This window comes from Arthrobacter sp. NPDC080031 (assembly GCF_040702485.1).
Taxonomy (GTDB): domain Bacteria; phylum Actinomycetota; class Actinomycetes; order Actinomycetales; family Micrococcaceae; genus Arthrobacter.
Genome location: NZ_JBFBLA010000003.1, coordinates 189,642 through 215,349, shown reverse-complemented (window position 1 = coordinate 215,349; position 25,708 = coordinate 189,642). Strand labels below are relative to the sequence as shown.

Genomic DNA, 25,708 nt, shown 5'->3' with positions numbered 1-25,708 from the left:
GGAGCGGACAGGGGGCATGTCCGGGGAGAGGGGGGAGGTTATGGGGCCGTGGACGCGGTTTGATATGTGCCTTGGATGGCCGCGCCCCAGTATGGGCCGTACATCGTGGTGGAGTTGCTGCCGTAGCCGTAGCTGTTCACCGAGTTCTGGTACCCGCTGGAGTTGGTTCCAATGAACCACGGGCCACCGGAGGAGCCACCCGTCATGTTGCAAGGGATCCCCTGGGTGTTGTACTGGGGGTTGTAGGGATCATTGGTGGCCGTACCGGAGCAGCTCTTGAGTGATTCTCCGGTGAAGGGAGATGCTGCAGGGTATCCGAACGATTTGTAGGCAAGTCCTCGGGCGGCGTTGAACTGGACCCCTGAGGCGCCCACTACGTCTGAGAGCTTCTGGCCATTGAGGGTGTTCATCACGGCGAAACCGGTGTCGTACTGGATGTTTCCATTCGAGGACCATTGGCTGGTTGTGTAGAGCGCCTTGGCCGTCCACTTGCCGTAGGGCGCGGCCCCGTCCAGATAGGCAGGAACGAACGTGAAGTTGCTTGCGAATGCTCCGGGGCCTTCGTTCAGACAATGGCCCGCGGTGGAGACGGTGCTTTGATTGGCCGAGGTGACGGAGTTGCCCGAGCAGACATAGTTCACCCCGCCCAGGGTGAAGAACACCTTCCCGATGTGCGAGACAGGAGGCTCACCTGCGTTGGCTTTGCGATCCACGGCCGACGGTGCTGTGGCGCTGGTGGGTTTCTGGCCTTCGATAGTCACTGCGCGGCCAAGCGCGGGAAAAAGCTGCTCGGCAGAAACCGGGAGATTGGCAAGGCCCACTGCGGCGTGTGCCCGGGTGAGCGCCTTGGCCGCCAGAACGTCGCCGGAGACGGCGTTCTTCATCCGTTCAGGAGTCCAATACTCAGCGGTGCTGCCATCCGACGCCGAATCGCTGCTGACGGTCGACGCATCGGTGCCATGGCTTATGGAAGGAGCCGCGGCGGCCCCGCTGCCGGCGCCCAGTGCGAGCAAGGCGGCGGCAGCGAGGCCGAGCAGACTTGTGGCCAAGGTCTTGGTTCTCGTCACAGTTGTCCTAGAGATCGAGGGGGTAGGTGGCCGGTTGGTGGTGGCCGCCGACTGACGGAACCGAAACTACCCAAGACGTGACAAGTATGTAAAGAAATTGCCGAAATTGTGTGAGATTTGACTTTCGTTTTGACAAGATGCGAATTCTGCCATTTTTCCGGGTGGCCGAACACCTAGGATGTCGACGCCGACTCGTAGGCTTCCCGGATGACGGAGCCCCAATACGGCCCGTAGATCACGGCCGGGCCACCGGGGTAGCCGTAGCTCGTAATGGAGTTTTGGTAGGAATCCCGCCCGGAGTCGACCATCCACGGTCCGCCCGATGATCCGCCGGTCATGTCGCAGGGAATGCCCTGTGCCTTGAACTGTGGATTGATGGGATCATCGGTGGCCTCGCCCGAACAGCTCTTCAGCGATTGTCCGTCGAACGGCGGCGCGGCAGGGTAGCCAAAGGCTTGATAGCTGAGTCCCCGGTCCTGGTTGAACTCCACGCCGGACGCGCCAACGACGTCGGCCAAGTGCTTGCCGTTCACCGTGGCAGTGACTGCGAAGCCTGTGTCATAGCGGATGTCGCCCGCGGTGCGCCACTGGGGTGTGGTGTAAAGGGCTTTGGCAGGCCAGATGCCGTAAGGAGCTTTCCCGTTGAGATAGGCCGGAACGAAAACGAAATTCCGGACGAACGCTCCAGGACCCTCATTGACACAGTGGCCCGCGGTCGCGACGGTGCTGTCGTTATCCGACACGACGACGTTGCCGGAGCAGACATAGGCGAAGGCACCCATGGTGAAGAAGACCTTGCCGACGTGGTCAATGGGGTCTTCGTCTTGATGCAGGCTCGCGCTGCCGCCCTTGGTGCTGGCGATTTTCACTGGCGGACCGGTTTCGACCGTGCCGCCGGCGGTGCTGGAAGCCCCACCCCGTGCGAGGGCCATGCCAGCGAGGACATCGCCGGGGATTGCTGCTTGCATCCGTTCGGGAGTCCAGTACGCCGTGGGGTCGGTGTTTGTTGTCGCCAGACTGACGAGCTGCTGCGTCCCAGGCGCTGCAAAGCTCGAAACCGCAGTGAAAGGCGTTGCGGCTGCCGCCCCTCCAGCGGCACAGAGGGTCAAAACGGCGGAGGTAAGGAGGCTCAGGAGACCAGTGATGGGGAGTGATTTCTTTGTCATGATTGTCCTGCCAATCGTTTGGCGGCCACGTGTCGTCGGCCACAGTTTGACCCAATGAACCTACTCCGATTTGGCGCGGACGTACATATGGCCAGGCGGGCTATGACGTTGCATAGTTCGTTCGGAGCCGTCCCAGTACGCGCCAATCCGGCCCCCTCGGGTAAGTTAGAGATGTTGAAATCTGCAGACTTTCAGGGAGATGCCCCGCCAATGGCAAAGATTATCTATACCCACACTGACGAAGCGCCGATGCTGGCGACGTACTCGTTCCTGCCGATTGTGGAAGCCTTCGCCTCGACGGCGGGCGTGGAGGTCGAGACCCGCGACATTTCGCTGGCCGGCCGAATCATCGCCGTCTTCGGCGACTACCTGACTGAAGAGCAGCGGATCAGCGACGCACTGGCCGAACTGGGTGAACTGGCAAAGAAACCCGAAGCCAACATCATCAAGCTCCCCAACATCAGCGCATCCGTCCCGCAGCTCAAGGCAGCCATTGCCGAACTGCAGGCGCAGGGCTACGCGCTTCCGGACTACCCGGACAACCCCTCCTCTGACGAAGAGACGGACATCCGCTCACGTTACGACAAGATCAAGGGCTCGGCCGTCAACCCGGTCCTGCGCGAAGGCAACTCGGACCGCCGCGCACCCCTGTCGGTGAAGAACTACGCCCGCCAGAACCCGCACTCCATGGGTGCCTGGAGCGCGGACTCCAAGACCAATGTTGCGCACATGACGGCGAACGACTTCCGCTCCAACGAGAAGTCCGTGGTTATCCCGGCCGATGACACCGTCAAGATCCAGATTGTCCGCGAAGACGGCACCGTCAAGGTCCTCAAGCCGGCCTTCCCCGTCCTCGCTGGTGAAGTAGTGGACGGCACCGTGATGCGCGCTTCGGCATTGGACGAGTTCCTGGCTGCCCAGGTGGTCCGTGCCAAGGAAGAGGGTGTGCTGTTCTCGGCACACCTGAAGGCCACCATGATGAAGGTCTCCGACCCGATCATCTTCGGCCACGTCGTCAAGGCGTACTTCTCGGAGCTCTTCGACACTTACGGCAAGCAGATCGCTGCCGCCGGCCTGAGCGCAAACAACGGCCTCGCTTCCATCCTCAACGGCCTCGATGAACTCCCGGAGGACGTCCGCGAAGGCATCAAGGCGGCCATCAAGAAGGGTCTGGACGACGGCCCCGCACTGGCCATGGTCGATTCTGACAAGGGCATCACCAACCTCCACGTTCCCAGCGACATCATCGTTGACGCCTCGATGCCGGCCATGATCCGCAGCTCCGGCCACATGTGGGGCCCGGACGGCAAGGAGCACGACACCCTCGCCGTCATCCCGGACAGCTGCTACGCGGACGTCTACCAGGTTGTCATCGATGACTGCCGTGCACATGGCGCCTTCGACCCCACCACCATGGGGACGGTTCCGAACGTCGGCCTGATGGCACAAGCGGCTGAAGAATACGGCAGCCACAACAAGACCTTCGAGGTCGAGTACGCCGGAACCATGCAGATTGTGGATTCCTCTGGAACCGTGCTGATCGAACACCAGGTCTCACCGGGCGACATCTGGCGCGCCTGCCAGACCAAGGACGTGCCGATCCGGGACTGGGTCAAGCTCGCTGTCACGCGTGCCCGCGCTTCCAAGATGCCGGCCGTGTTCTGGCTCGACGAAAGCCGTGCCCACGACGCCCAGCTGATCGCCAAGGTCAAGGAATACCTGAAGGACCACGACACCGAGGGCCTGCAGATCGAAATCATGTCCCCGGAGAAGGCCACCGCGTTCACGCTGGAGCGGATCCGCAAGGGCGAAGACACCATCTCGGTGACCGGAAACGTGTTGCGTGACTACCTCACCGACCTGTTCCCGATCCTCGAACTTGGCACCAGCGCCAAGATGCTCTCCGTGGTTCCGCTGATCAACGGCGGCGGCCTCTTCGAGACCGGTGCCGGCGGTTCGGCTCCGAAGCACGTCCAGCAGCTCCTGCAGGAAAACCACTTGCGCTGGGACAGCCTGGGCGAATTCCTTGCTCTCGCGGTTAGCTTCGAGCACCTCGCCACCACCACGGGCAACGCCCGGGCCCAGGTCCTCGCAGACACGCTGGACCGTGCCACGGGCACGTTCCTCCTGGACAACAAGTCCCCGAAGCGACGGGTGGGCGAGCTCGACAACCGAGGCAGCCACTATTACCTCGCCAAGTACTGGGCACAGGAACTGGCCCAGCAGACCGACGACGCCGAACTCGCCGCGGCATTCTCCGCCGTCGCCGGAGCCCTGACATCCAACGAGGAAACGATCATCGCCGAGCTGCTCGCAGTCCAGGGTTCGCCTGTCGACATCGGAGGCTACTACCGCCCCGATGCCGCAAAGGCAGAGGCCGTGATGCGTCCTTCCGCAAAGCTCAACGAGGTTGTCGCCACGCTGAACTAGGCACCCCGCCCCACCCAACTGACTCGCAGTTGTTGTCGCTTTGAGAGCTCAGAACGACAACAACTTCGAGTCAGTTGCATTTAAGCGCGGCCGTTTTGAGCTCCGCCGTCGACATGGAAGATTGGACCGGGTGAAATTCCTCCTTCCTTCGCAGACATCGTCCTCGCGTGGCATCGCCTTTCTGAGGATCGTGTTCGGCGGCCTTTTGCTACTGCACGGAGTCCAGAAGCTCCTCGCCGGGCAGCCCGCGTTCGAGGCAACCATCGCTGCCATGGGTGTTCAAAAAGCGGAGCTGATGTCCTGGCTCGTCATCTGGGGCGAAACCGGACTGGGCGCACTTTTGGTGCTCGGCGCCCTGACCAGGGTGGCTGGTTTCCTGGCCGCCCTGATGTACGCCGGGATCTGGTTTGTCACCGAATCGGGCAAGCCCCTGTTGAGCAATAGTCCCGGAATCAACGCTGAGCTGCTCATTCTGTATATCGCGTTGGCGTTGGCGTTTGCCTTCATCGGTTCGGGGGCGGTTTCGCTGGACCGGAAACTGTTTGCCGGGAAGCCAGCCCGGAAGTCGCGGCGCTAGGCGCCCTAGCGCCGACCGGCCTGGAGACCCGCGCGGGCCATGGCATCCGCGTAGGAGCGGCCCATTTCGATCAGCCATTCGGTCTGGCGTTCCTTGGACCCGGCGAAGGCGCGCCCGTGCAGCGAACGGGCCTTGTAGACCTTCAATCCGCGGCGCCAGATCAGCTGGTTGTCAGTCTTGAGGAGCATCTGCGCCAGGCGGTTGGCTTCCGTTCCGTGGGCGACGATCGCCGAAGCGCGTGGAACGAGTTTGAGGAAAGCGATGAGCGGCTTCAGACCGGCGGCGATCTGCTCGGGAGTCAGCTTTCCGTTCGCCTCGCCCGGAGTGAACCACGGGTGGGTGTTCCATGGCATCATCCATTCCGGGCGCAGGCCGAGCTGGAACTGCAGGCCCAGTAGCCGGGTTGCGGCGGCGTCGTCGCCGGCCCAGACAACGCCCCGCGAGGAGGCTTCGCTATTGTTGGAAAACAGGGTGACAATCCGGCAGTCCTCAACCGAATGCATCGGATCCACATAGGGAACTTCGAAGCCGGGGCGGAGCTTGCGGAGGAACTCCACATGCTGGTTCACCGGCGCGATGTGCGGGGCGAAGAAGGGGCTGTCCGGGACCGGTGGAGTCACGACTTCTTCGGCGGAAGCCTCTGCGGAGCTTGCCGGTTCGACGGCGGTCGGCTCAACGGCGGTCGGCTCGACGGCGGTTACCGTCGGAGTGTTTTCGACGGCGGGAGCGGCCGCAGGTTCCATCTTGCGGGTGATGACCGGGCTGGCCTGGGGCATGGAAATTGAGGAAGCCTTCTTCGGCGTGGCCGTCTTTACGGCGGTAGCCTTCGGAGCGCCTTTCCTGGCCGTCGCCTTCTTTTCGGCCTTGGCCGGGGCGTCCAGGTCATCCTCGTCGTCGAACAAACCATCGAAGAGCTTGTCGAGTTCGTCGTAGCCGCTGTAGTCGTCGTCGTCGAGCTCGGGGCCGCGCCCGAAACCTTCCTCGTACCGCGAGTCCAGTGCGCTGCGGTAATCCTCGTCGTGTACGTCGAAATAGTCCGGTTCGGCCAATGCGGTCATGAGAGCAGGGGTCTCCTGGGGTCGGGCAGGGGCCGATACCGGGGCGCGTGGGGGCACGTCCGTTCCGGGCCAGTTGATGGGGGGCTCTCCGGGTGGCCGGTTGAGCCTTTAGATCTTAGCAAGCCACAGGCGGTCTGGTGTCCTTCCGCTGTTCACCTGACACGGTCTGTCGCGCAGCCCAGGGGCATGAAGGAGCCGCGATGCGTCGAACATCACCCGTACGCGCCGCCGAGGGCGGGAGCAGAGCCGCGAAAAGGCGGGTTGAATGGACAGAAAGGGCCCATTCAACCCGCCTTGTTCGGCGTCAATTGTTCAGTGTCAGTTATTCAGTGCCAGTTGTTAAGTGCCGCAGTTCAGACGTGGATGACGAATTGCGCAAGTGCCGCGGCTGCCACGAAACTCGCGGAGAACGTGATTGTCGCCACAATCACCGTGCGCCAGTTCAGGGTCTTTAGCGCGTTGATGTCGCGCCCCACGTTCATGCCGAGCAGGGCGATCGAGCCAAGGCCCACGTAGAGCGGGTCAAGGTTGTGGGTGAATGAGCCGATCATGCCGCTGAAAGGCAGGATCGGAGCGGTTGCCAAGGTGGCGAGTGCAAGGACCCATACGCTTGACGGCACGGCGGGCACGAACTTGGCAAGTACGAATGCCAGAGCGGTTAGGAGGCCAAGGATCACCACGCCAATGACGTCGTTGACACTGATGGACTTGGTGCCCAAGGCGTTGAGAACCACGCCCGCGGAGATGCTTGCAGCAAAAGCGATGATCCATGTTGAAGGCTTCGTGCGCACCTCCGGGTCCCGGATCACAGCCGAAACGTCCACCTTGGTTCGGTCCTGTGGCCGGCGCAGGTTCGCGACAACGGCGTTCCCGTTGCGGTCAAGGCGCTTGCCCTCGTCATCCCGGCGGAAGAGTCGCGACCAGAACTTGTAAAGCCGCAAGGACATCGGCAGTGAAAGGAAGGCCCCGGCGTAGAAGCCCACAAGGTTCGTCACCAGGTTGGACAGGGCCGCCAGCGCCATGATCTCTGGCGCCTGCTCCGGATGGATGATGGACAGGGCGGCTACGCCGCCAAGCATCATGGAACCCGAGCCGAGGCCCAGGCCCAGCGCCAGGGCGCGGGGGTCAAAGATGCCCATCCCGCCGAGCAGGCCTGCCAGCAGGGAGATGAAGACTGCGCCGAAGACGCTGCCCAGAAGCCACACGGAGAAGACGCCCCGGTAAATCGGGGATTTCACGCCGAAACGCTGCAATGCGTAGGCCAAGTAGGATTCACGGTCGATTGCCCAGGTGGCACCGATGGCCGTGCGGCCCATGCCCAGCGCCACACCGACCGGCAGGGCGATGATGACCGTTCCGAAGATGTGGCCCACTTCCTGGAGCAGGATGGCCGGGCCGAGAGAGGTCAGTTTGGCGAAAGAGGGCCCCACTTGGGTGCCGAGGGCCCCGAGGAACATGACGATGCTGACGTTGAGCAACACCGAGGCGACGGCGCGGCTTTGGCCCGACATGGGACGGACCTTCTGGACGCCGATGACAGCACCGATCAGCACCGCCCACAAGACGGGCATCAGCACGATGGCGGCGTTGCCCAGGGGAATCTTGTGCGTGCCGGCCAGGATGGCGACGGCGCAGATGGCCGTGGACAGCAGGATCATCGATCCCCATTGCCGTGCCGTGGGGGTGAAGAGGCGGGCCGGTTCGTGATCGACATTGACTACGGGCGTATCCACCTCCGGAGTGGTTGTGGATTGGTTCTTCATTGTTGTGCACCCTTCGTGTGCTGCAGTGGCGAGGACGGATCCGTCCAGTCATTTGGTATACCAAAGATGGTAAGGTGGATCACATCGCATTGCAAGACATGTCACAGAAGCTGCTGGAAATTCTTGGAAATTAAGGCAACTGCGTGTTCGGGCCAACTTCGAACTTGATCTGCGGCTATTTGACCTGGAATACCAAACTTGGAGGGTTTATGATTACTCAGCTTTCTGCCCGGTACGTCCTTGGCTATGACAGAACCGGGCACGAGATGCACACGGACGGGCACGTCGTGATGCGGGATGACGAGATCATCTACGTCGGGACGGATTACCCGGGTCCCGTGGACGAACGCCGGGACTTCGGACAGAGCCTCATCGCACCCGGCCTTATCGATCTCGATGCCTTGACGGACATAGATCACATGATCTTCGACTCTTGGCCCACCGACGAGACGGCCCCGGGCTTGCAATGGTCTGAGGACTACTTCCACAACCGCCGGCGCGATGTCTTCACTGGGGCGCAGCGCCAGAGCGTGCGCAAATTCGCCCTGGCGCAGCTCGCCTTGCACGGAGTGACCACCTACATGCCGATCGCCTCGGAGATCCACAGCTCATGGGCTGAAACCTTCGAAGAACTCAAAGGGATGGCGCAGTCCAGCATCGAGCTCGGACTGCGCGGCTTCCTAGGCCCCGCGTACCGCTCGGGGATCAATGTTACCGACGACGACGGCCAACGGGTGATCCTCTTCGACGAGGAAGAAGGACGTAAAGGATTCGCTGACGCCGCGCGGTTCCTCGACTACGCCGACGAGCTAGGACATCCGTTGCTTACCGGTGTCCTGCTGCCTTGCCGAATCGAGACGCTCTCGGACGAACTAATGCGCCGGACCGCGGAGCTGGCCACCAAACGCAACGCGCTGGTCCGCCTCCATTGCCTTCAGGGGACCAACGAAGACGGGTTCCTTGTCGAGCTCACCGGGCGCACCGTCCTGGAGCAGCTTGCGGATTCCGGCCTGCTGGACACACGGCTCCTTATTCCGCATGGGGTTGTCATCGACGGGACCAACCCGTCCTCCAGCGCGGAGGGCGGACCGTTGGACGTGCTGGCCCGGCATGACGTCAGCATCATCCACTGCCCACTGACGTCGTTCCACTACTCAGGCATGCTCAAGTCCTTTGATGCCTTCGCAGCCGCCGGGGTCAACATGTGCCTGGGAACGGATTCTTTCCCGCCGGACCTGATCAAGGGCATCGACATCGGCACGCACCTGGCCCGCATCGCAGAGGGCCGCCGGGACGCCGGCACGGTGTCGGCGTTCTTCGACGCCGCCACCCTGGGTGGTGCCAGGGCATTGGGCCGCGACGACCTGGGACGCCTGTCTCCGGGCGCGCAAGCGGACATCATGGTCGCCTCACTAGGTGACTTCCGTGACGGGGTCATCGAAGATCCATTGCGCACGCTGATCCTCAACGGCTCCGCACGCAATGTCACCGATACGTACGTTGCGGGCCGCCCCGTGGTTGTTGGCGGCTCACTCCCAGGCATCGAACTCGATAAACTGCGTGCCGAGGGTCAGCAGCTTTTTGGACAGATGATGGAAGCCTACGGCGAACGCGACTACCGGCGTCGCGATGCCTCCGAGCTGTTCCCCCCGGTGTACGCCCCGGCGGCGGCCCAGGTCCAGTGACCTGACAGCGTAACGCACCGTGGCAGTCGGGATTCCCCGGTGGTTCCACGCATGGGCTCCTCCGCGGGGCTGGATGCCCTGCGGAGGAGCCTGGAACGGGTTACCTCCAGTGCGGTGGAGCAGCCCGAGCCAGTGACTATGCGGGAACGGTTGCCCGGATCTTCCGGCTACCCACCATCGCGATGAATCCCAGCAGCAGCAGAGCTGCCGCGAACAGCAACCACAGGCCATTGAAGCCAGTGCTTGCGAGAACGGCAGTTCCAGCCCCCAAAGCAACGGCTGCAGAAACCGAGGCCGCATTGGCCTGTGCAGCAGTTCCCGAAGCGATGGCCGACGGCGTCTCACCCGCAGGAGCGGCTGCACCTGGATCGACAAAACCCTGCGAACCGAACGGCAGGTTCACGACCGGCAGGTTCACGACGGGCGGGGTAACGGTCGACGGGTTCACGATGCCCGAAGGCAGACCCAAACCTACCGATGCGCTGCTGACATTGATCGGCAGACCCAAGGGTGCGGTGAGTCCCGTGCCCGAGAGGATGCCGGTGGCTGCTGTCGGTGTGGTGCCGAGCAGGTTCAGGGGTGCGGTGAGTCCCGTGCCCGAGAGGATGCCGGTGGCTGCTGTCGGGGTGGTGCCGAGCAGGTTCAGGGGTGCGGTGAGTCCCGTGCCCGAGAGGATGCCGGTGGCTGCCGTTGGTGTGGTGCCGAGCAGGTTGACCGTGGTGTCACCCACGGTGGCTAGTCCGGTTACCGGTGCCGTGACGCCGGTGCCTCCGTTAGTGCCTGCCGGGGTCGTGAGGATGTTGACGGAGGTGTCGCCGACCGTGACAGGAGCGGTTACCGGTGCCGTGACGCCTGCGCCTCCGCCGGTGCCTGCCGGGGTCGTGAGGATGTTGACGGAGGTGTCACCCACGGTGGCTAGTCCGGTTACCGGTGCCGTGACGCCGGTGCCTCCGTTAGTGCCTGCCGGGGTCGTGAGGACGTTGACGGAGGTGTCGCCGACGGTGACAGGAGCGGTTACCGGTGCCGTGACGCCTGCGCCTCCGCCGGTGCCTGCCGGGGTCGTGAGGACGTTGACGGAGGTGTCGCCGACGGTGACAGGAGCGGTTACCGGTGCCGTGACGCCGGTGCCTCCGCTGGTGCCTGCCGGCGTCGTGCTGAGGACGTTGACGGAGGTGTCGCCGACGGTGACAGGAGCGGTTACGGGTGCCGTGACGCCGGTGCCTCCGCCAGTGCCTGCCGGCGTCGTGAGGACGTTGACGGAAGTGTCACCCACGGTGGCCAGTCCGGTCACAGGGGCCGTGACGCCGGTGCCTCCGCTGGCGCCTGCCGGCGTCGTGCTGAGGACGTTGAAGGAGGTGTCGCCGACGGTGGCTAGTCCGGTCACAGGTGCCGTCACGCCAGCGCCTCCGGCGGTGCCTGCCGGCGCGGTGCCTGCCGGCGTCGTGCTGAGGACGTTGACGGAGGTGTCACCGACGGTAACTGGCGCGCTGACGGGAGCCGTCGCCTGGGTGCCAGCGGCTGTTCCAGTGGCGGAATTGTCCAGGACTGCCAGTGAAGCGGCTCCGATATTAACAGGGACCGATATCGGAGCCACCACCTGGGTTCCGGACGGGACGGCTGCTCCGCCGGAATTGCTCGCCGGGGCCGGAGCCGGGGCGGGTGCAGGGGTGGTGGTCGCGGCGCCCGAATTTCCCAGTATTGAGAGCGACGTCGACCCGAGGGTCACCGGAGCGGACACCGGTGCAACGACTTGTGTGCCTGAGGCATTGCCTGACGCACTTGTAGTGGTGTCTGCCGCGTTCGCGGCAGTTGCGCCGAGGGCAATCAACCCACCGGCAAAGAGGGTGCCAAGCAGCCCCTTGCGAATCATGCTGTGCATTGTGTTTTTCTCCTGAACGAGTAGTTCCCAGAGGCGTCCGCAGGAGCCTGCGTTTACGCCTGATTGGCCATTTGCCGCCGTCCAGAATTGCCTTCCGGGAGAGCGGCGGGGCTCGGAACTAGTCAGGGGAAGAACCCGGGTCAAACGACACCGGGGCCGGAACTCTGCCGGCAGCAGCTGTGGACACGAGGGTCCCAGTCAAGGGGTAAAACAGAATCGTGCCTTGGAGCCAGGCAGTAGCAGCCCCCGAAGGATTACTGGTGAGGACTGCAGAGCTATTTCCGGCGTCGCTGCCGTTTGGTGTGCCGGGCGGGAATGTCCCGCCCGGCGCGGGTGCTGAAGGTACCTCGGAACTGGTGGCCCGGACTGTCGACGTCGAAAGTGTCCCATTCAGGACCGGCGGGCCGCTGGGGCCAGCGACGCCGAGCATCGGGGCCGCGACATCCTGAGCCGGCGTCGGGGGGACTACGGCAACGGGCTCAACAGCAGCGGGTTCCGGTGCAGGAGCTTCTCCCGTTCCGACAGCATCGGGGATTTGGACGGAGGGGACAGTTATCTCGGGGATGGTGACTGGAAGGCTGCCGACCAAGGAACCAACGCTTGCCCCAACGCCGTCAACCGCGCTTGCTGCCGGCGATACAACCCTTGTAGTCACGGCACCGACGGTTCCTTCAGGGACGACCACGCTGACAACGGGCGTGCTGGCTACAAGTTGGTCGACGCTCCGGCTCAGCTTGGGAAGATCGTGCACGGCGACAGCCGGTACCTGTACCGCTGGTGGATGGACCTCGTTGTGCACGACGTTTGACACTGCAGAGCCGGCGCCGCCCAGGAGGTTGTGGTTGTTTGCGCTTCCGGAATCAGCGTTTGCTGCCGTGGAAGAGAGGGCCATCCAAACGACAGCTCCGGCGCCAGCGAGCATGATGGAGCGGAGAATATGAAGAACGCGCGACTTACTTTGCTCAGCTTCCATCTCGACACCCCCCAGCGTCAGCTTGGATCGACGATCGCTCCCATCCTAGGCCTCACTAATTAACTAGTCCAGACATTGGACGATGGATTTGTCATTTAGTTCAGCGGGCGTCGTTGGCGTAACGGACTCCGAGCTGGGACCGCACGCCGTCGAAGAGGCGCATCGTGTTCAATGAATCGTCCAAGGGCATCACGGGACTTTCGATCAGTCCTTGTTGGACACATCGCGTAACCTCGCGCAGTTCGTAGGTATAGCCGATCCCTACCGCGTCAAAGCGTTCGATTCGCGGCTCGTCCCAGCCGGTTCGAATCAGAAGCTCGCGCGGATTGTTGATGGACCCCCGCGTCTGGAGGAAACCCTTGGACCCGGCAACGGACGCCGAGCGCGGCCCATGGGCCAGTAACGAAGAGGTCAGCTGGGCGATGGCACCGCCGTCGTAAGCCAGCGTGAGCGCGTTCTGCGAGTCGACGCCGTCGACCGTCAAAGTGCCCACTGCGCTGACCGACTGCGGGAAACCGAGGGTGCCCAAAGGCCAGAGCAACGCGTACACCGTGAGGTCCAAAAGTGCCCCGCCGCCGTCCGCCGGGGCCCAGATCCGGGCGGCGGGATCATAGGGGGCAGGGAATCCAAGGTCGGCGCTGACCCACTTGATGTCGCCCAGTTCGCCTGACGCGGCAATGGCGAACGCCCTCTGGATGCTGGGCAGGAATCGACTCCATACGGCTTCCATGAGGAACAATTTCCGTTCCCGGGCCAAAGCGACCAGCTCTGCCGCTTCACGGCCGTTGATGGTCAAGGATTTCTCGCACAGAACGTGCTTGCCCGCGTTGAGGGCGTCCCTGACGATCTCGAAGTGCTGGGCGTGCGGAGTGGCCACGTAGACCACATCGACGGCGTCATCGGCGAGCAGCCGCCGGTAGCCGGGCACTCCGCCGTCGTCCCCGTAGGACTTCGTGACCCCGTGCGCGGCAGCAAAGGCGTCAGCGGATTCCTGGCGCCGGGAACTCACTGCGTAGAGGTTTGCGTCCTCGAGCTGGGCGAGGTCGCCGCTCACGGTTTTAGCGATCCCTCCTGTGGCGATAAAGCCCCAGTTCAGAGCCCTGCCGGTGGCTGCGCGGGGATCCTGGTTCGGCTGGCTGAACAACCACGGCTTGGTGATATGCAGACTCATGCGGCCTATCCTCTCATTCCGCGGCAGGAGTCATACAGCACACGCTCTAGTCACGAGCCGTCCGAATTTCGCCGGCCCTCCTTCCGTTGTTTGGAAAACGTGATCAGGCCCCGGCAGCTACCCTCGGACGCAGCGTTTCCTCGCTCAGTTTGCCCTGCTGCAGCCTGAAGCGCCGCTCGGTTTTCTGCGCCAGGCTCCGGTCGTGCGTTACCACCAGGATGGTGGTGTTGTGGTCCCGGCTCAAGGAACTGAGCAATTCGATGATGTGCTCACCGGTCTGCTCATCCAGGTTGCCGGTGGGCTCGTCGGCAAGGATGAGCTTGGGCTCGTTGGCCAGCGCCCGGGCGATCGCAACGCGCTGCTGCTCGCCTCCCGAGAGCTTGTTGATGCGGCGGGACTGTTTTTCGGGATCAAGCTGCACCTGCTCCAGGAGGGACCGCGCCCGCTCCAGGCGGGCAGCCTTCCGCATTCCTGCGAACTCCATGGGCAGCATCACGTTGTCTACTGCCGAGAGGTTGGGAATGAGGTTGAACTGCTGGAAAACGAAGCCGATGTCCCGGCGTCGGTACTCGGTGAGTTTGCCCGCGGGGAGCCCGGCCAGGCTGACCCCATCCACGACGACGTCGCCGCTGGTGGGCTTGTCCAGGGCGCCGACCAGGGAGAGCAAGGTGCTCTTTCCGCTGCCGCTCTTCCCCACGATCGAGGCGAGGGTGCCTTTTTCGAGCTCGAAGCTCACGCCGTTGACGGGCTTGATGGTGCGGTCGCCGGACTTGAACTGGCGCACCAGGTCTTTGACTTCAATCATGGCTATTCTCCTCGGAGGACTTCGATGGGGCGGATGCGGGCTGTGAGCAGCGCTGGTACCAGGGCGCCAACGACGGCGACGCCGAAGACGGCGGCAACGCCCGCGGCAATGATGCCGGGGGAGGCGCTCGCCGTGACCGAGGTGAGCAGTTGGGAGGCTCCGCCGAAGAGGTTTCCACCGGGTCCGCCGAAGCCTCCGCCGCCGAATCCTCCGCCCCCGGGGCCGCGCTGGGTGGTGGCCGCCGTCGAGCTGTTGGAACTGATCAGTGCCGATGCGATGCCGCCGCTGGCGAAGGAAGCGATGGCAGCACCAACGACGCTGCCGAGCGCCACGAGGACGAGTGCTTCGAGCACGAACTGCAAGCCGATGGTCCGGTTGCGGGCGCCTATGGCCTTCAGGACTCCGATCTCACGGCGGCGCTCGCGGACCAGCATGACCATGATGAGCAGGATGATCAGGCCGGCCGTGCCAAGGGCTGCGATGAAGGCCACGAGTGAGATGTTCTTGACGCTGTCCAGGGAACTGACTGCGGTTTCGAGGTTCCGCTGGCCCTGCGTCACGTCTGCCTTTCCGGAGCCCAGGGCAGTCTGTAGAGCCGTCTTGGCGGCATCCACGTTCGCCATGCTGTTGACCGTCACCACCATGCTGGAGAGCTCGCCGGGTGTTGCTGCGAGGGCCTGGGCTTCGGCGAGCGTCGTGTACACGGCGTTGTTGCCGAAAGTGGTGCCGGCGTCGAAGATGCCGGTCACCGCGAAGGTCTTACCGGCGATCCTGAACGTTGAGCCGGCCTTGAGGTTGTTCTTTGTCGCGAGGGTAGTTCCGACGAGGGCCTTGGTGCTGGCCACGGTGTAGTCGCCCAGGCCCGTGCCGCTGGTGATGTTCAAAGCCTTGCCGGCAGTGTCAACCTCGGCGCCGATACCGGTAGCCGTGATGGGCAATGAGAACGTCGGCGCGGTTCCGGTGCTTCCCGTGCCCGTGCTTCCCGACCCGGTGCTTCCCGACCCGGTGCTGCCGCTGGTGTTGCGGTTACCGAGCGTGCCGGCGTCGATGGCTGCCTGGAGGTTGGTGGTGACGCTCGTACCGCCGCCCGGGCCGCCGCCCGGTCCGGTCTGCTGCGTCGTGGTGCCGGTGGTCGAGGCCGCTGTTGCGGTCTCCAGCCGCAGCGCCTTGGTGCCCACCACGGAAACGACGTTCGGTACGGCTGCCGCCGTCGCGGTCTGGGCGGTAGTGAGCGGCTCGCCGCCGCCGTCGAAGCCCTGTGCCCCGGCCGGGTTCACGGTCAGGACCGTGCCCACGGAGGCATTGAGCTCCTGGACTTTGCCGCCAACGGCCTGGTTGGCCACGAGCATGGCCAGCGCCAGCCCGATCGCGACGGCCAGCACTGCCACTACAGCCGCGGTTCTTATCTTGTTGCGGAAGGCATTGCCTACACTCCGGGCGAGGACGCTCACGATTCTCCTTCTGGACCTGGCCCGCCCCAGCGGCGCGCCTGCTCACCTAAGAGTGCTCACCGCGGCTGTGCGACTGTGCTGCTGAAGCTATGCGGGGCCTGTGAAGAGTTGCGCGACGGCGGATGCAACCGGACACAGCGACGGCGGCCACCCCCTCGAGTGGGGATGGCCGCCGTCGTTGGTGCTGGACTGGGAACTACTACTTGGTGATCGGGCCGAGGACCGGATCGTCCACGTAGGCCGTCTTCACGTTGTCCTTGGTGACAATGACCGGCGGCAGAAGGTAAGCCGGGACGGTCTTGACGCCGTTGTTGTAGGACTTGGTGTCGTTGATCTCAAGCTGCTTGCCGGCCTGCAAGTCCTGGACCATCGTGATGGCGTGCTCAACGAGCTTGCGGGTGTCCTTGTTGATGGTGGAGTACTGCTCGCCGGCCATGATGGACTTGACCGATTCAACTTCGGAGTCCTGGCCGGTGACGACCGGAAGCGGCTTGCCCGCAGCCTTCACCGAGGTCAGGATGGCACGGGCCAAGGTGTCGTTCGGGGACAGCACTCCATCGATCGAGGCGCTGGTGTAGGTTCCCGCGAGCAGGGTATCCATGCGCTTCTGGGCGTTCTCTGCCTTCCAGCCCTGGGTGACGGCCTGTTCGAACGACTTCTGGCCGGAGACCACCTTGAGGGTTCCGTCATCGATCTTCGGCTGCAGGATGCTCATGGCGCCGTCGAAGAAGACCTTCGCGTTGGCGTCATCGGGCGAACCGGCGAAGAGCTCGATGTTGTATGGACCGCTCGGCTTCTTGGCCTTGAGCCCGTCCAAGAGTGCCTGGCCTTGCAGCACACCGACCTTGAAGTTGTCGTATGCCACGTAGTAGTCCACGTTGGACGTGTTCAGCAGGAGGCGGTCGTAGGCGATGACTGTCGCACCGGCGTCCTTGGCCTGCTTCAGCTGTGTACCGAGCTGGGCACCGTCGATGGCACCGACAATGATGACCTTGTCACCCTTGGTGACCATGGCGCTGATCTGATTCTGCTGCTCCGACACGCCGCCGTTGGCGAACTGCACATCCGGCTTGAATCCCGCGCTCGTCAGGCCGTCGTTGAACAGCTTCTCTGCCAACACCCAGTTCTCGCTCGTTTTCTGGGGGAGCGCGACGCCGATCGAGGAGCCTTTCGGGAACGTTTCGGCTGCTCCGCTTGAGGAGCCGCCAGAGCTGCCGGTGTCCGAACGGCCGCAGGCCGTCAGCGCCAGTGCCGCGATCGCAGCTACCGCTGCTGCCTTTCCTGCTTTACCCAACATTCGCATATCTTGGTTCGCTTTCTTTGTTGTGGATGGAACAAGCTGTGAAGCCGGTCAGGCTTCCTTCGAGATGACTTCCCTGGTTGAGGTTGTCTCGTCCGGAGCGATCTCTTCGCTCTTCCGGCCGAAGTTCTTCATCATCATTCCGATGATCGATTTCTTGCCCTGCGTCTTGTTGTAGACGTCGAAGGCAACTGCTGCCAGCAGCACGAGGCCCTTGATGATTTGGGTCAGGTCGGCGCCGACGCCGAGGAGCTGGAGGCCGTTGTTGAGGACAGCCATGACCAGGCCACCAACGATCGAGCCGATAACGGTGCCTACGCCGCCGGTGACTGCGGCGCCACCAATGAAGACTGCGGCAATCGCGTCCAGTTCCCAGCCCACGCCGTCGAACGGGCCCGAGGCGGTGGAGCGGCCGACGAAGATCATGCCGGCGAGCCCGGCGAGGATGGACATGTTCATCATGACCATGAAATTGACCTTCTTGGACTGGACACCCGAAAGTTCCGCCGCGTGGCGGTTTCCGCCTACTGCGTAGATGTGGCGGCCGATGACCGTCTTGGCCGAAACAAAGCCGTAGATCAGGACCAACACGGCCAGGATGAGCCCGGGGATGGGGAACGAGGTGCCCGGCCGGCCGGTGGCGAACAAGTACGTGGCGTACAGGATGGCGGCGTTGACCAGCACGAGCTTAGTGATCATCACCCAGGTCTCGGGGACATCCGCACCCAAGGCCTGGGCGGTGCGGCGGTTGCGCAGTTCGCTGAAGATGACATACGCGACGCCGAGGAGGCCCAGGAGGAGCGTCAGGTTGTTATACCCGGTCTTCGGTCCGACCTCGGGCAGGTAGCCGGAACCGAGGTACTGGAAGTCTTCGGGGACCGGCACGGTGTTGGACTTGCCGACGAACTGGTTGAAACCACGGAACAGGAGCATGCCGGCCAGTGTGACGATGAACGCCGGAATGCCGACGTACGCAGTCCAGAACCCCTGCCACGCGCCGATGACTGCGCCGAGCAGGAGGCCGAACAGCACGGCCGCGTACCACGGAAGGTGCCAGTCCCTGATGGCCAGTGCCACCGAGATGCCCACGAACGCCGCAACCGAACCCACCGAGAGGTCGATGTGTCCGGCGATGATGACCAGGACCATGCCGATGGCCAGGATCAGGATGTAGGAGTTGCCGTTGAAGAGGTTGATGACGTTGCCGGGGGTCAGGGTGCGGCCCTGGGTGAAGATCTGGAAGAAGATGACGAGTGCAACCAGTGCGAAGATCATGCCGAACTGGCGGGTGTTGCCACCGAATAGCTTCTTGAGCGCGTTCATTGTTTTAGGTCCTTGAGTCCGTTTATTTCTGGAGGTGACCGGGGTCAGGCAGCTTTGCGGCTGGATGTCATGAGCTTCATGAGGCTCTCCTGGCTGGCTTCGTCCTTGTTGAGGACGCCGGTGATGGCGCCTTCGAAAATGGTGTAGATACGGTCTGAGAGGCCCAGCAATTCGGGGAGTTCCGAGGAAATGACGATGACGCCCTTCCCTTGGTTGGCCAGTTGCTGGATGATGCCGTAGATCTCGTACTTGGCGCCTACGTCGATACCGCGCGTCGGTTCATCGAGGATGAGGAGATCCGGGTCCGTGAACATCCACTTGGCGAGCACGACTTTCTGCTGGTTGCCGCCGGAGAGCTTCGATACGCCTTCCTCCACCGACGGGGTCTTGGTGCGAAGCGATTTCCGGTATTGCTCGGCCACCATGAATTCCTTGTTGGTGTCCACGACGATTCCCCGGCTGACCTTCTTGAGGTTTGCGGCCACCGTGGTGGTCTTGATGTCGTCCAGGAGGTTCAGTCCCAGGGTCTTGCGGTCTTCCGTCACGTAGCCGAGGCCGGCGTCGATCGCTTGCCGGACATTGCGCATGACAATCGGCTTTCCATCCTTGTACACCTGCCCCGAGATGAAGCGGCCGTAGGAGTGGCCGAAGACCGATCGGGCGAGCTCCGTGCGGCCCGCGCCCATCAGGCCCGCGAACCCGACGATCTCGCCGCGCCGGACATGGAAGTTCGAGTTCTTGCAGACCAGGCGGTCCGGAATTTGCGGGTGCCCGACGTTCCAGTTCTTGACCTCGAAAAAGACCTCGCCGATCTTGGGCGTATGGTCCGGGAACCGGGATTCCAGCGTGCGGCCCACCATGCCTTTGATGATCCGGTCCTCGTCGACGCCGTCTTCCTTCACGTTGAGGGTCTCGATCGACTTGCCGTCGCGGATGATGGTGATCTCATCCGCGATTTGTTCGATTTCGTTGAGCTTGTGGGAAATCATGATGGACGTGATGCCGCGGCCCTTGAGGCCGAGGATGAGGTCGAGCAGGTGCTGGGAATCGGATTCGTTGAGCGCCGCAGTCGGCTCGTCGAGGATCAGCAGCTTGACGGACTTGTTCAACGCCTTGGCGATTTCCACGAGCTGCTGCTTACCGACGCCGATTTCCTTGATGGGGGTGTCCGGGTCCTCCCGCAGGCCCACCCTGGCAAGGAGCTCGATGGTCCTCTTGCGGGCTTCGGCCCAATCGATGATGCCGCGACGCACGGGTTCGTTGCCGAGGAAGATGTTTTCCGTGATGGAGAGTTCAGGGATCAGGGCGAGTTCCTGGTGGATGATCACGATGCCGGCCTGCTCGCTGGCGCGGATGTCCTTGAATTGCTGGACCTGGGACTGGTAAACGATGTCGCCGTCGTAGCTACCGTAGGGGTAGACGCCCGAAAGCACCTTCATCAGGGTGGACTTTCCTGCACCGTTTTCGCCGCAAATCGCGTGGATCTCGCCCACTTTGACCCGCAGGCTTACGTTCGAGAGAGCCTTCACCCCGGGAAATTCCTTCGTGATGGACCGCATCTCCAGGAGAACCGGATCCTGTTGCGATGTGGGGGTCGACATTCCTTCGCGCCTCCAATGTTGACGTCGTTGTCGGCCCGCGGATTGACGAGCCTATCTGATGAGAAAGTAAACTGGATCACACGCCTTGTCGTCAAGACTTGAACGCAAGACGTGGGTAACAGCGTTGTAACGAATTGCTTAGCTTTGTTTGATTCCGGCGTGCTGGAACACCAGCGCGGCCGCTCCAAGAGCCTCCGCGCGGGCGCCCAGCGAAGACATTGCAAGGTGGGTGGTCTCGCCGATTACGGGCACTGCATGGCGGACAAGACCGCGCCTGATGGGGTCGAGGAGGACGTCGCCAAGGCCGGCGAGGGGCCCGCCCACGACGATGACTTCCGGGTTGATGAGATTGGCCACGTTGCCCAAAGCGCGTCCGACGGCGAGTCCGGCGTCGTCCACTACCCGCAAGGTCGCCGGATCCTTTGCGAGGGCATTGCGGACGATGTCCTCCGGCTCGAGGTGCTGGCCCGAACCTTTGCCGAGCAACTCGATCATCGTGGTGGTTGAGGCCATGGTTTCCAAGCATCCACGATTGCCGCACCGGCAGATGGCGCCGTACTCGTGGATGGTCGCGTGGCCGATTTCGCCCGTGATTCCCACAGCCCCGTAGTACGGCGCTCCATTGATGATGAGGCCAGCCCCTATACCCGAACCGATCTTGAGGAACATGAGGTTGCTGATCCCGCTGTGCGGCCCCCATGTGACCTCGGAGAGGGCGCCCAGATTGGCGTCGTTGTCAACGTATATGGGCAGATCGAGGGCTTCCTCCAGTCGTTCGAGAATCTGGATGCCCACCCATTCGGGCAGGATGGCACCCTGGGCCACGGTGCCGGAACGGCGGTCGATGGGGCCCGCTATGCCGGCGCCCGCGCCAACTACCGCGCTTCGGTCAACCCCGCTTTCGAGCAGGAGTTTGTCGAGGAGGGCGACGGCGGCGCTGATGCCCTGTTCGGCGTGGTGGCCAAGGGGCAGCGTGACGGTTTCCTCGACGATGATGTGATAGCCCAGGGAGGCCAGGACTACCCGCAGGTGGCGCCGGCCAAAATCGATACCGACGGCGACCGCGCCGTTGCTGTTGAGCCTGACGTTCAGTGCCCGGCGTCCGGAGCTTGTGATCGGTTCGGTGGAGACGAGTCCCGCGTCCTGCATGATCTTGACGATGTTTGACACCGTCGCCGTGGAAAGACCGGTCTGCCTGGCGAGTTCAGCCTGGGTGGCTGGGCCGCTCAGCAGACATTCGATGAGCCGCTGCTGGTTCAGGTGGCGCAGCGCTGATTGAGAACCGGGGTTCTTGCGGTGGCTCTTCATCGGGCTGGATGTTGCGGGCATGACATGAAGCGTGCCTCAAATCACAGTTGCAGTCAAGAAGTTAACGCAATAGGAGGAACTTGCGTCGGCATCATGAACTTACCGCTGATTTGTACGATCCATCCCCGGCGGGCTGTCCGCAGGTCCTTTTGTCCTGTGGGACCGGCCTGTGGCTGGCTAGGCTGGAACCACGAGTAACCCCGGGCTTGGGTCCCATGAACGCCCGACGGGGGATGCAAGGTGCTATTGAGGTGGTAATGATGCTGCTGTCCGTTCTGCAGGCCAACGCTGTTGTCCTGGACATCGACGCCAATCTGAAGACGATCGATGCTGCGGCGCGGCGCGCTGCCGCGGCCGGGTCCGGCTTGCTGTTGACTCCGGAGCTCTTCCCTGTAGGTTATGCGCCGCTGAGGCTGCACTCGGAGCTGGACCCTGCAGTTCTTCCAGGTATCCGGGCCCGCCTTGCGGACATCGCCCGCACGCACGGAATCGGACTCGTTTACAGCCTTCCCGCACCGGCCGCCGATGGCGGCTGGCATATCTCCGCCACCCTTCTGGATTCGCACGGAGCCGCGCTTCTGGACTACGACAAGGTGCACCTTTTCGGCGATGAGGAGCGAAAGGCATTCGCCGCCGCCCAGGCAGCTCCCGGCGTCGTGGACTTCAACGGGGTCAAGACGTCGCTGCTGATTTGCTACGACGTCGAGTTTCCCGAAAGTGTCCGCGCCGCGGCCACGCGGGGCGCTGAACTCCTGCTGGTTCCCACTGCCCTGTCCGCGGGCTTCGACGCCGTGCCGCAGGTTCTGATCCGGGCCCGGGCCCTGGAGAGCCAACTCAACGTGGCCTACGCAAACCACAGCGGCCACGAGGACGGCTGTGACTTCCTTGGCGGAAGCGTGGTGGCCGGTCCGGACGGTTCATTGCTCGCTGCCGCCGGGGATGGTGCGGCGTTGCTGTTCGCCGAGATCTCTACTGAAAGCGTCAAGGCGGCCCGTGAACAGGTGCCGTACCTGAAGGAGCGGCGTCCGGAGCTGTACCGCGAGTGGGAAGACTAGGCTCCACGAGGTTGAGGGTTGGAATCCATGGGGTGGAACGGTAGCTCAGCAGTTGGTCCCGGGCGCTCGTAAGCTAACCGGCCGAGCCCACACGCGGATTCCGAGAATGAGGCTGCGTCCGTCGCCAAAGAATGGCAGAAGGAAGACTGCATGCAACAGGAACCAGCACTGCAGGAATGAGCCGGGGGCGAGCCGGGCAATCAGCGCCCCGACCAAGCAGGATGCACTCGGACCTAGCGTCGCCACGACTGCGATCTGCCACCCGCAGAGACGCCCGACGGGAATGAGGGAAAAACGTAGGACTCCGGCAGATACCACGATGTCCGAAACCCCATGAAACAGCCTCATGCCTGCAACATGGGACCACTCGTGCACCAGAAAACCGCCCAGAAGGAAAAGTGCATGCACAAGGAGCCACAGGCCGGCCTGGAAAAGGATCGGATCAGCCGTGATGGCGGCCAGGAAGGTACACGCAGTGAAGCTGAGAACCACCGCGGCAAGTGGCCATCTGCATGACCACATGAGTTGCTTGGCTATCAGGCCGACTGTCGCATCCGGGAGGGTGATCGTGCGAACGGTCAACGCTGGTCTGCTCGTAGGAGTCGCTTCTTGTGGAGCTTGAGTCGTTCCAGGACTGCAGCAACGGCAACATAGAAAACCAGGCATGCCGCAAAGACCAAAGCGATGGGCGCGCCGTTCGATACCCCGATTTCCAATGCGGTCGCTCCGTCGGCCTGTTCATGAGGCTCGAAGAAGAGCGCGCCGAACAGCCCAAACTTCCTGACTCCTATTTCTGACGCTGAGAACATCGTGGTGATGAAACTCGTGACAACGACGATCATGGTGACAACAAAAGAGACTGTCAGCCCGGCAATGAATCTAAGCAGCCACTTCATGGCGCGCAATCCTCTCCATTCTTCGCATACCCAGGATGCTGTAAAAGACGACGAGTAAGTTAAGGGCGGCAAAAATTGCCGCACTGATAATTGGACCAAAGTTAAAGACGTTCAAACCAAGCGCCACAATCATGACGACTATCATCGTTAGCAAGACACCGATGATAACCGTGAATGGGTTTCCCTTCTCGGGAGGGAAAGCGATGCCAACAAGGGTTGATATGAGAATGTTGCTCAAGCAGAATCCGAGCACTGGCAGGCAGGCTTCAAACGAAACTCTCTGGGCCACGGAAATCGTGACGACTGGAATGCCCACAACCATCAGGAGGACGCCTTGCGAGCCCACGAGGCGCAAGTAGTTCGCAACAGTGCGGCCCGGATAGGTGACCATGCGTCGGAGAGGTTCCGAGTTCGAAAATGCATAGACTCCCTGAAACGTTATGAGAGCAAGGGCGTAGGGTGGCAACACCAGATGCTCTAGCCAGGCGAAGACCGAATAGATGATGATAAAAGAGACAGCCACCATTGTTTCGAAACTTCGAAACAAGACCAGAATGTAAACACCGAACGTACGCCCTGCCAAGCATGAAGGCAGAAAGACGAAGAAACGACGCATCGGAACGTAGTTCCTGGGCGCGATCGCCACTATTGCCGGAATTAGGGCTGCTGATGTCGCAAGCAGCACTAAAATGGAAAACCAGAGCCCGACGTCTTCCTGCAGCTTCGCGTAGAGCAACATTGGTGCATTGTAGTCGCGCCCGAATACGTAGCTTTCGGCGATCTGGCTGCTCTGCTCGTTGGTTTGAGGAAAGGCCACGGCCAGCCCGAGAGCCAGCACCAGCGGGACTACCAGACCGCGGAGTCGGGCAATCCTGAGGGCCTGTAGACCACGTTCAAGGAGGTAGTAGCCGAGGCTCAGAAGTAGGTACGTTGAAATAGCGGGAAACCAGACGGACGCCAGAACCCTCGGAATGTAATCAGTTCCCTCGATCAGCACAGTTGAAATGGAAAATGCACCGAAAACGAACACGGTCATAAGGAGAACGAGGGACGACTCAAAGAGAGCAAATGCCATCGTCCTTTCCTTGTTGGTCACTGGCAGATTAAAGGAGACCTTCAGAAGCTCATCTGCCTTCATGAACAGCACCCGGATCAGTGTGTACGCGATAAGTACCCAGAATCCGACGGATGCGTTGGCGACGTGAAGAACAGGCTCAAGCAGGCCGGTTCCTCCGAGATACTGGCGGATGACCAGATAGCTCAACACGTTGAATCCGGCGAACGCGGCAAAGAGCAGGAATATGGCTGAAAGCCGGGCAGCCGGGCTTGCCAACAGACCTCGTCCCAAGACGCGTCTCACGATGAAGAGCCAGAACAATCGAAACAACAGAACTACGCTTTTGATGCGCACTTAAGATGGCTCCATTGCCTGAATGAACTCGTTGGCAAGGTCAGCTATCGTGCCGTGATCTTGGATGATTTTCCGGACCGGAGCCTGAACCACCAGGGCCCCTTGGACGAGAAGTGCCAGCTCGTCAGCGACGTGCTCCAACATGGTGAAGTCATGGCTGCACAGCAGAACTGAGCGGCCTTCTTTGGCAAGATTCCGGATATCGCGCTCGAAGATGTTGATCGCATCGATGTCGACGCCATTGAGGGTCTCATCGATTACGGTAAACGTTCGCCGGAGCATGAACGCGGCGATGAGTTGCAACTTCTTCCTCATGCCGTGTGAGTAGTCTTCGATCAAGTCGCGTTGCCTGTCGCGCATCGAGTACCTGGCGAATTGCGTCCTCAGTGCCTCGTGATCCATGGGTTCTCCATAGAGCCCGTGCATGAAACGCACGTATTCTTCCCCGGTGAGGAACTCAGGGAGGTAATCATTGCTCGACAAGTAGATCGAAGACATCTTGGCGCTGCGGCTCTGACTACTGTCAGACCCGATGTGGACGCGGCCGCTTTGAAGTTGGAGCAGATCCAGGATGACCTTTATCAGGGTGGACTTTCCAGACCCGTTGGGACCAATGAGGCCCATGACCTGGTCCTCGGCAATCGTGAACGAGACATCATGAAGCACTTGGCTTCTGGAGTTGTAGGCGTAGTTGACGTTGGCAACACTGAGAGTCATGAGGCGTGATTCCGATGCTCTGGTCGTGGTGGCACGTTGTCAGTGCCACCACGACGGCTGGCCTGCAGCGGG

The 25,708-nt window shown here is 62.3% G+C and carries 20 protein-coding genes; 4 read left to right on the top strand and 16 right to left on the bottom strand.

Translation table 11 applies throughout. From position 1 onward, the window contains the following. Positions 1–38: 38 nt before the first annotated feature. Both AB0323_RS04025 and AB0323_RS04020 read right to left on the bottom strand, forming a co-directional pair. Complete coding sequence (locus AB0323_RS04025) at positions 39–1,067, bottom strand: hypothetical protein (protein ID WP_366176209.1); 1,029 nt, start codon at positions 1,065–1,067, stop codon at positions 39–41. Between the two features lie 173 nt (positions 1,068–1,240). Then, positions 1,241–2,233, bottom strand: a complete 993-nt coding sequence (locus AB0323_RS04020; protein WP_366176208.1) for a hypothetical protein — start codon at positions 2,231–2,233, stop codon at positions 1,241–1,243. A gap of 210 nt (positions 2,234–2,443) precedes the next feature. On the opposite strand from AB0323_RS04020, the gene AB0323_RS04015 reads away from it, so the two are divergent. Together AB0323_RS04015 and AB0323_RS04010 are read left to right on the top strand one after the other, a co-directional pair. Beyond that, positions 2,444–4,663, top strand: coding sequence for an NADP-dependent isocitrate dehydrogenase (locus tag AB0323_RS04015; RefSeq protein WP_366176207.1), 2,220 nt, complete (start codon positions 2,444–2,446; stop codon positions 4,661–4,663). A gap of 130 nt (positions 4,664–4,793) precedes the next feature. Further along, positions 4,794–5,240: a DoxX family protein gene (locus AB0323_RS04010; protein WP_366176206.1), complete on the top strand. Its 447-nt coding sequence runs from the start codon at positions 4,794–4,796 to the stop codon at positions 5,238–5,240. A gap of 5 nt (positions 5,241–5,245) precedes the next feature. Here AB0323_RS04010 and AB0323_RS04005 read toward each other — a convergent pair whose 3' ends face one another. Further along, entirely contained in the window at positions 5,246–5,743 is a 498-nt protein-coding gene (locus tag AB0323_RS04005) for a uracil-DNA glycosylase (protein WP_364538599.1), read from the bottom strand. 908 nt (positions 5,744–6,651) lie between these two features. Then, complete coding sequence (locus AB0323_RS04000) at positions 6,652–8,061, bottom strand: DUF3100 domain-containing protein (RefSeq protein ID WP_366176205.1); 1,410 nt, start codon at positions 8,059–8,061, stop codon at positions 6,652–6,654. A gap of 209 nt (positions 8,062–8,270) precedes the next feature. Between AB0323_RS04000 and AB0323_RS03995 the strand changes: the two genes are divergently transcribed. After that, the gene (locus tag AB0323_RS03995; protein ID WP_366176204.1) at positions 8,271–9,746 is read left to right on the top strand and encodes a chlorohydrolase family protein; all 1,476 of its coding nucleotides are present in this window, start codon (positions 8,271–8,273) and stop codon (positions 9,744–9,746) included. 136 nt (positions 9,747–9,882) lie between these two features. Here the strand turns inward: AB0323_RS03995 and AB0323_RS03990 are convergent, their stop codons facing one another. The 9 genes from AB0323_RS03990 to AB0323_RS03950 form a co-directional block, all read right to left on the bottom strand. Next, the gene (locus tag AB0323_RS03990) at positions 9,883–11,625 is read right to left on the bottom strand and encodes a hypothetical protein (protein ID WP_366176203.1); all 1,743 of its coding nucleotides are present in this window, start codon (positions 11,623–11,625) and stop codon (positions 9,883–9,885) included. Positions 11,626–11,743: 118 nt separating this feature from the next. Beyond that, entirely contained in the window at positions 11,744–12,598 is an 855-nt protein-coding gene (locus AB0323_RS03985; protein WP_366176202.1) for a hypothetical protein, read from the bottom strand. A gap of 100 nt (positions 12,599–12,698) precedes the next feature. After that, positions 12,699–13,769 carry a Gfo/Idh/MocA family oxidoreductase gene (locus tag AB0323_RS03980; protein ID WP_366176201.1) on the bottom strand — a complete coding sequence of 357 codons (1,071 nt, stop codon included), beginning with the start codon at positions 13,767–13,769 and terminating at the stop codon, positions 12,699–12,701. 103 nt (positions 13,770–13,872) lie between these two features. Further along, positions 13,873–14,574, bottom strand: coding sequence for an ABC transporter ATP-binding protein (locus AB0323_RS03975; protein ID WP_366176200.1), 702 nt, complete (start codon positions 14,572–14,574; stop codon positions 13,873–13,875). 2 nt (positions 14,575–14,576) lie between these two features. Beyond that, entirely contained in the window at positions 14,577–16,025 is a 1,449-nt protein-coding gene (locus tag AB0323_RS03970; protein WP_366176199.1) for an FtsX-like permease family protein, read from the bottom strand. 199 nt (positions 16,026–16,224) lie between these two features. Further along, positions 16,225–17,328, bottom strand: a complete 1,104-nt coding sequence (locus tag AB0323_RS03965) for a sugar-binding protein (RefSeq protein WP_364538385.1) — start codon at positions 17,326–17,328, stop codon at positions 16,225–16,227. A 48-nt stretch (positions 17,329–17,376) separates the two neighbouring features. Then, a complete protein-coding gene (mmsB, locus tag AB0323_RS03960) occupies positions 17,377–18,648 on the bottom strand; it encodes a multiple monosaccharide ABC transporter permease (protein WP_366176198.1) in 1,272 nt (423 codons plus the stop codon). Positions 18,649–18,692: 44 nt separating this feature from the next. After that, a complete protein-coding gene (mmsA, locus tag AB0323_RS03955; protein ID WP_366176197.1) occupies positions 18,693–20,249 on the bottom strand; it encodes a multiple monosaccharide ABC transporter ATP-binding protein in 1,557 nt (518 codons plus the stop codon). A gap of 138 nt (positions 20,250–20,387) precedes the next feature. Then, positions 20,388–21,578 (bottom strand): ROK family transcriptional regulator, encoded by a 1,191-nt coding sequence (locus AB0323_RS03950; protein ID WP_364538379.1) that lies wholly within the window; start codon positions 21,576–21,578, stop codon positions 20,388–20,390. A 236-nt stretch (positions 21,579–21,814) separates the two neighbouring features. Between AB0323_RS03950 and AB0323_RS03945 the strand changes: the two genes are divergently transcribed. Continuing rightward, positions 21,815–22,612: a nitrilase-related carbon-nitrogen hydrolase gene (locus AB0323_RS03945; RefSeq protein ID WP_366176196.1), complete on the top strand. Its 798-nt coding sequence runs from the start codon at positions 21,815–21,817 to the stop codon at positions 22,610–22,612. A gap of 578 nt (positions 22,613–23,190) precedes the next feature. Here AB0323_RS03945 and AB0323_RS03940 read toward each other — a convergent pair. The 3 genes from AB0323_RS03940 to AB0323_RS03930 are packed head-to-tail and all read right to left on the bottom strand — an operon-like array spanning position 23,191 to position 25,636. Then, positions 23,191–23,508: a hypothetical protein gene (locus tag AB0323_RS03940; RefSeq protein ID WP_366176195.1), complete on the bottom strand. Its 318-nt coding sequence runs from the start codon at positions 23,506–23,508 to the stop codon at positions 23,191–23,193. Further along, positions 23,492–24,919: a hypothetical protein gene (locus tag AB0323_RS03935; protein WP_366176194.1), complete on the bottom strand. Its 1,428-nt coding sequence runs from the start codon at positions 24,917–24,919 to the stop codon at positions 23,492–23,494. The genes AB0323_RS03940 and AB0323_RS03935 overlap by 17 nt, the downstream gene beginning before the upstream one ends. Further along, positions 24,920–25,636: an ABC transporter ATP-binding protein gene (locus AB0323_RS03930; protein ID WP_366176193.1), complete on the bottom strand. Its 717-nt coding sequence runs from the start codon at positions 25,634–25,636 to the stop codon at positions 24,920–24,922. It abuts the gene before it with no gap. Positions 25,637–25,708 lie beyond the last annotated feature (72 nt).

Coding starts and splice junctions, on each gene's coding strand:
- AB0323_RS04020 (WP_366176208.1), bottom strand. CDS start 2,233: ATGACAAAGAAATCACTCCCCATCACTGGTCTCCTGAGCCTCCTTACC.
- AB0323_RS04015 (WP_366176207.1), top strand. CDS start 2,444: ATGGCAAAGATTATCTATACCCACACTGACGAAGCGCCGATGCTGGCG.
- AB0323_RS04005 (WP_364538599.1), bottom strand. CDS start 5,743: ATGCATTCGGTTGAGGACTGCCGGATTGTCACCCTGTTTTCCAACAAT.
- AB0323_RS04000 (WP_366176205.1), bottom strand. CDS start 8,061: ATGAAGAACCAATCCACAACCACTCCGGAGGTGGATACGCCCGTAGTC.
- AB0323_RS03995 (WP_366176204.1), top strand. CDS start 8,271: ATGATTACTCAGCTTTCTGCCCGGTACGTCCTTGGCTATGACAGAACC.
- AB0323_RS03990 (WP_366176203.1), bottom strand. CDS start 11,625: ATGCACAGCATGATTCGCAAGGGGCTGCTTGGCACCCTCTTTGCCGGT.
- AB0323_RS03985 (WP_366176202.1), bottom strand. CDS start 12,598: ATGGAAGCTGAGCAAAGTAAGTCGCGCGTTCTTCATATTCTCCGCTCC.
- AB0323_RS03980 (WP_366176201.1), bottom strand. CDS start 13,769: ATGAGTCTGCATATCACCAAGCCGTGGTTGTTCAGCCAGCCGAACCAG.
- AB0323_RS03975 (WP_366176200.1), bottom strand. CDS start 14,574: ATGATTGAAGTCAAAGACCTGGTGCGCCAGTTCAAGTCCGGCGACCGC.
- AB0323_RS03965 (WP_364538385.1), bottom strand. CDS start 17,328: ATGCGAATGTTGGGTAAAGCAGGAAAGGCAGCAGCGGTAGCTGCGATC.
- mmsB (WP_366176198.1), bottom strand. CDS start 18,648: ATGAACGCGCTCAAGAAGCTATTCGGTGGCAACACCCGCCAGTTCGGC.
- mmsA (WP_366176197.1), bottom strand. CDS start 20,249: ATGTCGACCCCCACATCGCAACAGGATCCGGTTCTCCTGGAGATGCGG.
- AB0323_RS03950 (WP_364538379.1), bottom strand. CDS start 21,578: ATGCCCGCAACATCCAGCCCGATGAAGAGCCACCGCAAGAACCCCGGT.
- AB0323_RS03945 (WP_366176196.1), top strand. CDS start 21,815: ATGATGCTGCTGTCCGTTCTGCAGGCCAACGCTGTTGTCCTGGACATC.
- AB0323_RS03940 (WP_366176195.1), bottom strand. CDS start 23,508: ATGAAGTGGCTGCTTAGATTCATTGCCGGGCTGACAGTCTCTTTTGTT.
- AB0323_RS03930 (WP_366176193.1), bottom strand. CDS start 25,636: ATGACTCTCAGTGTTGCCAACGTCAACTACGCCTACAACTCCAGAAGC.